The following is a 9,836-nucleotide window of genomic DNA, read 5'->3' as shown; positions in this document are numbered from 1 at the left end:
GACGCTGGGAGGGCCACGATCGGTCCCGACGGCTGCGACCGCCCTGACCAGGGCGGATGGCATATTCGGCAGGCACAGGGTTGTTCGCACCACGGCGTGGTGGGCGCGACTTTCGCGGGCGGGGTGGTTCGGCGCGTGCGGCGGTGGCGGTGAGGGCGTCAAGGAGCCGGGGCATCCCTTCGCTCCCGGCGACATCGACGGCCATCCCGGCGAGGTCGTCGTGCAGGAGCAGGGCCTGGAGCGGGTCGGCGGTGTTGGCGACCAGGCTCCAGCCGTCGCCGGCCGCTTGGATGAGGTGTCCGCCGCCGGAGGCTCGGCGGGATCGCACGGAGCCCGGGGGCGGGTGCTCAGCGCTGGCGAGCAGCCAGACGTCTCGCAGGGCTCGGGTCACGGCCGGATGGTCCGATGCCTGCGTCCGGGGTAGCAGGTCGGTGTAGCGGATGGGTGATTCGAGGTCGGTGTCGCCCCAGTTGTACTGGTCGAACTGTCGATCGAGCCGGTTGCGGGTGTCGGACAGGTCCTCGGCGAGCCGGTCGGCCATGCGTCGCCTCCCTGTCTTCGCCCAGCCCTCGGCCGCGTGGAGTACCGGGCCGGCGCTGGTCGGGTCGTGCGGCGCCGGCCTGTCGGCGAGTGCCAGGTCGCATCCGATCGGCCAGCCGGGGTGGGTCGCGGTGATGTCGTCTGGGTCGACGTCAAGGCTGGCTTCGTTTCCCATGTGCCAGATCGACAGGACGGCCGCGACCTGTTCGACGTCGGTGCAGACCTGGGTCCAGCGCGCGCCGTCGCGGTCTTGGCCGAGTAGGAGGGCGTAGCCGTCAGAGTGGGCGGGCAGGCCGAGGGTGGCACAGGCGGTGGGGTAGTTGTCGCCGAGTTCGCCGGGAAACTCGACGGGGTTACACAGCGCCGCGGTGACTGTCACGAACCCGGCGGGCGGTGTCTGCGCCGGAGTGCTCCGCTGCGTCTGCGTCATGGATCTCCCCTTGGTATCGGGTCTGGGCGACACCTGCCCCTCGTCGCAGGATCTCCCTCCCTTGGGGCAGGCGACACCTGGACGCAGCTCCCGGTGCGTCCGTGTGGACGGCCTGCCGGTGTTCGCCCCGTTCGGACCGGCGACCAGCTCCGTTGCGTCTTGGCGAAGTACCTTGACCCACGTCAGTTCCGGGCATCGGCTGAATTTGATCTCAAATGAGAATCATCCGGCCCGTGGCGAGACGATGCCCGTACGACGGAATTGCTCGCCGGTCGGGCTGGGTAGGAGGCTTGAGAATCGGCCTTCCGGTGGATGAGAAGTGTCCTGGTATGCCACGGCTAGTCGCGTCCCGATCTTTGATCTACACTCTGCACTCCGCTTCGGTGGCCGGTAGGCGCACCCCCGTCGCCCACCGGCGCCGAAGCGTCCCAGGTTGACGGCCCCGTTACTGCCGGGGAGCCCGAGGCGGCTCCGGGCTTCGGGGCGACGTCTGGTCGAGGACAGCTTCTGTGAGGGCCGCGCGGTGTTCCCGCAGGCCGTATCGGGGTGCAGGTCCGGCGCAGATTTCCAGGAGTCGTTCGACCGGCCAGCTGACGCCGATTCCTTGCCTGGTCAGGTACAGCGCCAGATGGCGGGGCTCCGGTTCGGCGTGGTCGGTGAGTAGGCCGGCGACCAGTCGGCGCAGTAGCGGCAGGGCCTCGTTCGGGTTGGTGAGCGCGGTCAGGTCGGTCGTCGTGTGGAAGGTGAGCAGGGTGTCGGCCACGAGCGCGTCCGGTCCCGCGCCAGCCATGCCGCCGGCGAGGACCAGGCCGCTGGCCCCCCGAGCGCGCAGCCGGAAGGAGGTCACATCAGCCTGATGATCGCAGCCGGTCGCCAATAGTCGATCATCAGGGGGCCAGATCGATCACAAGATCAGTCTGGATCCAAGACTCGCTGCCAGAGCCACTGGAGGGTAGCTGTCTGCTGGGAGCCCGAAAATCTGTCCCCGCTGTACTAGACATCCGGCGGCGTCCTGGGTACAGTTCCTCTCGTAGCCAAGGGAGTCGATGGTCGTGGCAGACAGGAACTGCCGCGAGCAGGATGGTGGCCAGGGCAGGCCGTCGAGCATCACCGCAACAAGTTCGGCAGAACCCAGTCAGGTGACCCATGAGGAGAGGGGAGCAGGCACCATCAGGATCGCCCGGGCGATGGTCATGTTCGCTCGGACGCCGCGCAGGCCCCGGATTGGAAGGTGGTCCCCGGTCACGCATATGCGATCCCCGCACCCCCGCCCTCTCGGGTGGGCAGGCGGGTTCCAGAACCCGGCGCGTCTTGGCCGGTAGATGGTGGTGAACCCTCGGGGCCCGGTGCCAGATGGCACCGGGCCCCTCGACGTGTCCCGAGAGGCGCGATGACCCCTGAAAGCCCATCCAGGCCGGCCGACAGTCTCGACGACGACGACTACCCCGCCTACACCATGGGCCGCGCGGCCGCGATGCTCGGCACAACGCCGGCCTTCCTGCGGACCCTCGGCGAAGCCCGCCTGATCACTCCGCTGCGCTCCGAAGGCGGCCACCGCCGCTACTCCCGCTACCAGCTACGCATCGCCGCCCGCGTCCGCGAGCTCGTCGACCAGGGCATGGCGATCGAGGCCGCCTGCCGCATCGTCATCCTCGAAGACCAACTCGCCGAAGCCCACAAGATCAACCAGCAACTACGCGACAACCAGCCGACCAGCCAGCCGTCGACCGCCGAAACCCCCTGACACACAAACCGGCGACACGAGCGGCCCGACATGGGGACCCGCCCTTCTCCCGAAGCGAGGATTGAACGCGACGCCGTAGGTCACCCGCCGTAGACCCGAGACGACACAGTCACGGCAGGACAGCGTCGATGTTGTCGCCCCGAGGGGTCAGTCGAGTTCGACCCAGACGCGTTTACCGGCGCCATGGGTCTCGACTCCCCACCGGGCGGTGAGCACATCGACGATGTGCATCCCACGGCCCCGCTCATCGGAATCGACGATCTCCCGAGCCATCGGCCGCACCGACGACCCATCAGCGAGCTCCAGACGCAACACCGCACCAGTGACCCGAAGCTCCAACCGCAGCTGCCCCCGTTCACCGGCGTGCTGCACAGCGTTCGTCACCAGCTCCGACACCACCACCACCGCGGCATCGTCAGGCCAGCAACAACCCCCGCAGCACCTCCCGAGCAGCGCCCACGGAACGCGCATCGAACGGGAGATCCACACTGGCCGACCAGCCCCTGTCGCGCACCGCGACCAACCCCTCACCCCGCCGATCATGTCTCTCGCCGGCCCTCCTGCCCACCCATGGACTCAACGAACCGCGCCCGCGGGCGGCCCCTCCGCGTAGCCCACCACCGCGTCAAGYGGATCTTCACCGCTCCTGCCAACCCGGCCCCCGCCGGCGCGCTGCCGRCCTGCGGGTCCAGCAGCCTGCTGGGCTGGTCCTCGTCGTCGCGTCCACCACGACAGCCGGTCCTAGGCCTGGACGCGACGGCCTTACTACTGAGCCGTACACCCCCTGGGCAGGGTCGCCATCGGACGGTCTCACGGGGCGCCTTCGGGGATTCCGCCTGGACGGCCGACCGGGGTCTTGCCTCAGATGTGTCGCCGGTGCTATAAAAAATCTGGGTCAGCCAACACAGATAAGTGGTGACCCAACGCTCTGATCGACAAGATCGTGATCGTGGAGGTGGAGTTCCGATGTTGGTGCGCACCGACCCGTTCCGGGAGCTGGACCGGCTCAGCCAGCAGGTGCTCGGCACCCTGGGCACGGTGGCCCGTCCGACCGGGATGCCGATCGACGCCTGGCGCGAGGGCGAGGAGTTCGTAGCGGAGTTCGACCTGCCCGGGGTGGACCCCGCCACCGTTGACCTGGACGTCGAACGCAACGTGCTGACCGTGCGCGCGGAACGTCCGGCGCTGAAGGGGAACGGCGAGGTCCTGGTCGCCGAGCGGCCCCGCGGAGTGTTCAGCCGCCAGCTGATCCTCGGCGACAACCTGGACACGGAGAAGATCACCGCCAGCTACCACGCCGGGGTGCTGACCCTGCGAATCCCGGTCGCCGAGAAGGCCAAGCCCCGCAAGATCGCGATCGACACGTCCAGCGACGACCGCCGGGCCATCCACGCCTGACCCGGGGCGGGACCGATGACGACCCCGCAGGGGGCGGCGCCGGTCCGGCCGGTCGAGGCGCAGCTGGCCGACCTGATCTGCTCCGACCCCGACCTGCTGCAAGCCGAGTTCGACGCGATCATCTCGGCCGGGTGGGACAGCGACGTCCCGACAGGCGGGCCGAGACAGCCAGCCACGCCGAGACCAGCATCGCCGAGACCACCACGCACCGCGTGCTGTCCCCACCCGCACCCATCCGGGCCGCCGGTTACCCGACGACTCCAACGCAGAGCCGGACAGCGGGCGCCGCCCAACAGCTGAACCATGACATCGAGCCAGCGGCACGGCGAAGGGAGACATAGCCTCACCACTCACGACCCCAGGGAACGCCCATCAGCACGTCGTGTCGCGCGCAGGTCTGGCCCCCGGCCGCCCCTACCGAGGGCCAGACCTGCCCGACGAGTCCGCGGACGGGAAAGTCACCTTCTCACTGATCTCCAGGAACCTGGTCACAAACTCGTCGATCTCCGAGCCACTCAGATTGGTCGTCCCCAACCCCGCGCCGAGGCGGAACGCCTGGTACGACGCCAGAAAGTCCGCGCCCGCGAACCGCTTCCCCGTCCCGGCCATTACCTGCACCGACACCGTCGGCTGGCATGACGCCCAACGTCACAGCACCGCGGGTCAGCCCTTGGTATGCCAGTAGGGCTTGACTTTCGGCGAGTACCGGGATGACCCAGTCGGTATCTACGCGCCGATCGCTCGGAAGCGGTGGCCACCGCGGCCGATGACGCTGGCGGTGAGACTCGGGTTCTCGCGTCGCCGTGGCTAGGGCGCCGTGCGCGGCGGCCCGTCGCCCGGTCACGCGGCGGCCGAACGGAAGTCGGCGAAGCGGATGGCCCGGGCGGCGATGGCTCGCTTGCGGGCATCCGAAGAGGCTCAGGACACGGACGGGAAAGCGCCCGAACGCGCACGGGCACGGGAGGCCTGACCGGGGTTCTGCTGCGGGCGGGGGCACAGACAACGGCGTCTGTGCCCCCGCCTCCATGTCCAGGGTGCCAGCGGACCCGATCCGCTCAGGCGGCACCGGGACGGGGCTAGCGGCTCTTGGCGAGTTCGTCGGCGTCGGCGCGCGTGATAATCGCGTCGGCGATCGCGTACTCGGCCTCGTCGAGGACGAAGAGCGCCAGATCGATCGCGTTGACGGCGTCCTGCTCCGCCACGTCAGCATGGAGCTCCGCCTTTCGGGCATCCCAGTCCTTGCGGCGCTCCTCAGCGTCTGCGCGCATCTCGGCGAACCGCTGGTTCACGGAGGAGCGCACGGCGTCCCAGTGCTCCTTCATGCCGGCCTTCGCCCCGGCGGCGTCCTCCTTGACCTTGGCCCTACCTCTCTCGACGGAGGTCTTCAGCTCGGCGCGCTGCGCCTCCAGCCRCTCGCGGTTCCTGTCCCGCGCCGCGGCAACAACGTCCTCGATCTTCCGCGTTCCCTCGGACAGCTCGTTGAGCTGCTCAGTCAGTGTCGTCATCCCTGACTCCCTGCCCCTCGATCATGGTCGTTGGTCCGTTCTGGCTGACAGGTCAGCACCTGGTGTCCATACCCTGACCGTAGGTGTAGGACACGGACGCATCTGCCACCGTCGGAACCGTCCCTACATACGGAGAGTCAGGCACCTGGCCTGGGCGTCGGCAGGCACTGTTGCACGGGCTGGGGCCGCGGCTCGGATCGGTAATCGAGGCATGATCGAGTGATGCTTCGCCGCCCTCGTCCACCGGTCCCGGTCTCGGAGTTCGCGGGGTTCCGCTTCCCTCCTGAGGTGATCGTGCTGGGCGTCCGGTGGTATCTGCGGTACGCGCTGTCGTACCGGGATCTCGAGGAGCTGCTGGCCGAGCGTGGCGTCGAGGTCGACCACGTCACAATCTTCCGCTGGGTGCAGCGGTTCACTCCGCTGCTGATCGACGCGGCCCGGCCCTGCCGCCACAGCCCTGGTGACAGGTGGTTCTGCGATGAGACCTACGTGAAGGTCGCCGGACGGTGGACATACCTCTACAGGGCCATCGACCAGTTCGGCCAGGTCATCGACGTGCTCGCCTCCAAGAAGCGGGACCTGGCCGCGGCGCGGCGGTTCTTCACCCGGGCGCTGTCTCACGGCTGCCGACCGGTCGAGGTGACCACCGACCGGGCCGCGGCCTACCCACGGGTCCTCGATGAGCAGCTCCCCGCCGCCCACCACGTTAACGTCCGCTATGCGAACAACCCGATCGAGACCGATCACGGACGACTCAAAGCCCGGCTGCGGCGATGCGCGGGTTGAAACGCCTCCGATCGGCCCAGGTGATCGGCTCCGGTAATGTCTTCGTCCAGAACGTCCGCCGCGGCCACTACGAACTCGCCACCACCATCGATCCCCGGCGTCGACTCGCGGCAGCATTCGCCGAGCTCGCTCTGGCCGTCTGACCAGGGCAGCAACCCGTATCCGCCACGCCTTGCCTCGGCCGAATGCAACAGCGCCTTGAGCTAAGCCAGCCGATCTTGACCGTAGATCTTCTTGCGATCACGCCGTCCAGAGGCTCGGCCGGTTGCTCTCAGGGTTCCCGTTGCCCCTTCTCGAGACCTCGAGGTCGAAAGATTTACAGCCAAGATCACTCGTCTTGGCTCGATGCAACACTGCACGTGGCCATTTGGCGGAGGTATCGCTGGGTTCGCGCGGTCCTGCCCCGCGCCGGTTACTTGTGCAGTGTCACCGCAGGTAACCGGATTCAACCCGCCCGGATCGGCGGTTGACGACGCGCCGCAACCGGCCGTGACTGTAGGGCAGAACGGTCATCGGTGGCCGACGTGTGCTCATTGTGCGTACGGACGGCGCGGCATTTCCCGGCACCAGGAAACCCGCCGCAACACCTATCGTGGCCGCGACGTGGACCAATCGGTATTTCCTGATATTGGACGGCAGCAGTAAACACGGGAATGGCCGTCTTGTAATCGGGCGGTTAGGGGTTCGAGTCCCCTCGTCGGCTCGATCAACATCCCGCTGACCTGCGTTTTTATCATTATCGATCTTGTGAAAGATATAGATTTTTAGGTGTTTGTGTGCTCATCGATGAGCACACAAGTGGAGCGCTCCCTTCCCTGATCGATCCGTGGCACCGTTCCTCGTCGTCCTACTTGCAGCCGCTGGGGCCCGCGCGGACGCGTGTTGAGGGGATATATCCGTCTCGGCGTAGGCTCGCTGTGTGTGCGGTCTTGACTTTTGGTGTCGGGCTCGTGTTTTCATGCGGGAAATTCGCGGTGTGGGTAGGGGCGGGCAATAGCGCAGGATCCCCGATCGAGGTCCTCCGCATACTCCAACATCGTGATCATGACCAGCCGAGCCGTGGACCTGTCAGACACCTAAGCCCGGTGGTAGTCCCTTGCTCCCGGGCCTTCAGGGAGCCAGGCCCGCCCGCCGTGTCGCCGTCCTGGGAGGGAGTTCTCAGCGGCCGTCTCGGTGCGGGGACCGGCCGTTACCCACCTTGACCTGCKGGTTGGTCCTTGCTGCCGGCGCGGGCGAACTTGGGGCTGCGCATGCTCTCCGGCGCAGGATGGGTGGCGGTCTGCGTCGCCCGTGTCTCTTCCGAGACAGAGGAGTCATCATGAAGATTCCGATGGCGGTCGAGTTCCACGGGCCGGACATCGCGGTCCGCATTCGGACCGCCAAGAAGATCCACGGTATTGCCTGGTCGAGGAGTTACCTCGTCGCTCGCCGTGGCGGGTACCCGTTCGCGGTCTTGGGAATCGCAGGTCATCCCCATATCCGCAGGGTCGGTGGCACCGCGTTGATGGGAATTGGAGAACAGCCAGGAAACGCGTCTGATGGAGACGGGGGTGAGTGGAGCGCGATTCCTGGAAGCCTGGTCACCCGCCCGATTTCACATCGGGACCGGGGACTGTGCTCGAGGGACCTCCCGGGCGCCATGAGCGGGACGGTGTCCAAGCGCTGCTCGTGCCGGGGCGCCAACGGCCGCCAGCTGGGTTCCCGATGCCCGAAGCTGCGACACGAGGACGGTGACTGGCGGTCCGAGCACGGCACCTGGGGCTACCAGATAGACCTACCGCCGACGGCGGACGGCCGTCGGCGCCAGATTCGCCGAGGCGGGCTGGCCAGCGACACCGACGCTCACGACGCACTCGGCCAGATCCGCACGCTACTCGCTGATCCCGCCGACGCCGCCGAACGTGAGCAGGCTGCAGCCCTCATCGTCGAGACGTTGCGCGCGGGCGGCCCGCTGCCCGAGGTCGACGACCTCCGTCACCGCTCTCACCGCCGCGACGGYGTCGATCCTCGGATCAGCGTGGCAGCCTGGCTCCAGACCTGGCTGGCCGGCCGGCGACGGATCAGCGAGTCGACCAGAGCCGGCTACCAGACCAACATCCGTCTCCACCTGAACCCGGCGATCGGCCATCTGCGCCTCGACCGGCTCAGCGTCGCCGATCTCGATGACCTTTTCGACGGGATCGAAGTCCACAACGAGACCATCCGCCGCCTCCGCGCCACCGGCACTCCCGAGGAGAAGCAGGCGATCCACGGACGGAGAGCGATTGGCGCGGCGAGCAAACAGCGGATCCGCGCCACCCTGCGGGCCGCGCTCAACCACGCGATCCGCCTCGGACTGATCACCCACAACCCCGCGTCCTACGTCGAGCTGCCCACTGGTAGACCCCCACGGGCGTTGCTGTGGACCGAGGCGCGGGTGACCCGCTGGCGCGAGACAGGCGAAATCCCCTCGCCGGTCATGGTCTGGACCCCGGCCCAGCTCGGCGCGTTCCTCGACCACGCCGAACCCGACCCGCTCTACCCGCTGTTCCACCTCGTAGCCCACCGCGGCCTACGCCGCGGCGAGGCCTGCGGTCTGCACTGGGCCGACGTCGACCTCGCGACCGCCACGCTGACCGTCCGCTGGCAGATCGTCCGGAACGGCGCGGCCACTGAGCTGAAGAAACCCAAGTCCGACGCCGCAGACCGCCAGATCCCCTCGACGCCGGCACCGTGGCCGTTCTGCGTGAGCACCACGCCCGCCAGAACACCGACCGGCTCAAAGCCGGACCCGCCGGGCCGAACACCGACCTCGTTTTCCTCAACTCCGACGGCGCCTCCCCGTACCCCGCAAAGATCAGCGGCCGTTTCCGTGACCTATGGACAGGCGCCGGCCTGCCCCCGGTCCGACTCCACGACCTCCGCCACGCCGCCGCGACCCTGGCGCTCGCCGCCGGCGCCGACCTCAAGACCGTCCAGGAACTCCTCGGCCACTCCACGATCACGATCACCGCCGATACCTACACCCACGTCTTGCCAGAACTCGCCCGCGACCTCGCCGAAAACGTCGCCCGCCTCATCCCACGCACCGCCCGACCACACCGCCAAACCGCCGGCTGACCCGCCAGATCTCCAAGGGTTCGGGCCGGGCCAGAGACGGCGACGATGTTGCCCGGAGGCCGTTGCGTCGGCCGATGCAACAGCGCCGTCACCGCCGGGGAGCAGACGCAGCAGCGCGAACGCGTTCGTGACACGGAGGTAGGTGAGGCGAAGCGGCACGAACCGGCATCGTCCCGCAGCCACCGACCCCAGCGGACGAGGGCCCGGACCTGGCTGGTCTCACGATCGGCAGCCACTGCTGCGAGCGCCCTGAACAGGGCGGATGACATTTTCGGCAAGCAGTGCGACACGAACACGAAGGAGGGCTCCGATGTAGACGGAGACCGTTCTGGAG

General features: G+C 68.1%; 8 protein-coding genes and 2 pseudogenes. 5 read left to right on the top strand and 5 right to left on the bottom strand.

The genetic code is table 11. From position 1 onward, the window contains the following. Both BCD49_RS06330 and BCD49_RS06325 read right to left on the bottom strand, forming a co-directional pair. Window positions 1–970: hypothetical protein (locus tag BCD49_RS06330; RefSeq protein WP_071041264.1), on the bottom strand; the 970-nt coding region annotated here is incomplete at its 3' end. 445 nt (window positions 971–1,415) lie between these two features. Further along, entirely contained in the window at window positions 1,416–1,817 is a 402-nt protein-coding gene (locus tag BCD49_RS06325) for a hypothetical protein (RefSeq protein WP_007512723.1), read from the bottom strand. 543 nt (window positions 1,818–2,360) lie between these two features. On the opposite strand from BCD49_RS06325, the gene BCD49_RS06320 reads away from it, so the two are divergent. Beyond that, the gene (locus BCD49_RS06320) at window positions 2,361–2,714 is read left to right on the top strand and encodes a helix-turn-helix domain-containing protein (protein ID WP_007512721.1); all 354 of its coding nucleotides are present in this window, start codon (window positions 2,361–2,363) and stop codon (window positions 2,712–2,714) included. A gap of 147 nt (window positions 2,715–2,861) precedes the next feature. On the opposite strand, the gene BCD49_RS06315 is transcribed toward BCD49_RS06320, so the two are convergent. Then, a complete protein-coding gene (locus tag BCD49_RS06315) occupies window positions 2,862–3,119 on the bottom strand; it encodes an ATP-binding protein (protein ID WP_232793973.1) in 258 nt (85 codons plus the stop codon). Window positions 3,120–3,680: 561 nt separating this feature from the next. Here BCD49_RS06315 and BCD49_RS06310 point away from each other — a divergent pair. Further along, a complete protein-coding gene (locus tag BCD49_RS06310) occupies window positions 3,681–4,112 on the top strand; it encodes an Hsp20/alpha crystallin family protein (RefSeq protein WP_007512717.1) in 432 nt (143 codons plus the stop codon). Window positions 4,113–4,526: 414 nt separating this feature from the next. Here the strand turns inward: BCD49_RS06310 and BCD49_RS06305 are convergent, their stop codons facing one another. Together BCD49_RS06305 and BCD49_RS06300 are read right to left on the bottom strand one after the other, a co-directional pair. Next, the gene (locus tag BCD49_RS06305) at window positions 4,527–4,721 is read right to left on the bottom strand and encodes a hypothetical protein (RefSeq protein WP_007512715.1); all 195 of its coding nucleotides are present in this window, start codon (window positions 4,719–4,721) and stop codon (window positions 4,527–4,529) included. Between the two features lie 467 nt (window positions 4,722–5,188). Beyond that, window positions 5,189–5,617, bottom strand: a complete 429-nt coding sequence (locus BCD49_RS06300) for a hypothetical protein (protein ID WP_071041263.1) — start codon at window positions 5,615–5,617, stop codon at window positions 5,189–5,191. Between the two features lie 222 nt (window positions 5,618–5,839). On the opposite strand from BCD49_RS06300, the pseudogene BCD49_RS06295 reads away from it, so the two are divergent. From BCD49_RS06295 to BCD49_RS44870, 3 genes and pseudogenes are all read left to right on the top strand, one after another. Beyond that, window positions 5,840–6,546: pseudogene (locus tag BCD49_RS06295) on the top strand (IS6 family transposase). A 1,124-nt stretch (window positions 6,547–7,670) separates the two neighbouring features. Beyond that, window positions 7,671–8,510: pseudogene (locus BCD49_RS46095) on the top strand (hypothetical protein); the annotation flags it as partial. A 605-nt stretch (window positions 8,511–9,115) separates the two neighbouring features. Beyond that, entirely contained in the window at window positions 9,116–9,502 is a 387-nt protein-coding gene (locus BCD49_RS44870) for a tyrosine-type recombinase/integrase (RefSeq protein ID WP_232793974.1), read from the top strand. Window positions 9,503–9,836 lie beyond the last annotated feature (334 nt).

It is taken from the genome of Pseudofrankia sp. EUN1h (assembly GCF_001854645.1).
In the GTDB taxonomy this organism is placed as follows: domain Bacteria; phylum Actinomycetota; class Actinomycetes; order Frankiales; family Frankiaceae; genus Pseudofrankia; species Pseudofrankia saprophytica.
The sequence above is the reverse complement of the archived record's forward strand: the minus strand, read 5'-3'. Positions and strand labels throughout refer to the sequence as shown.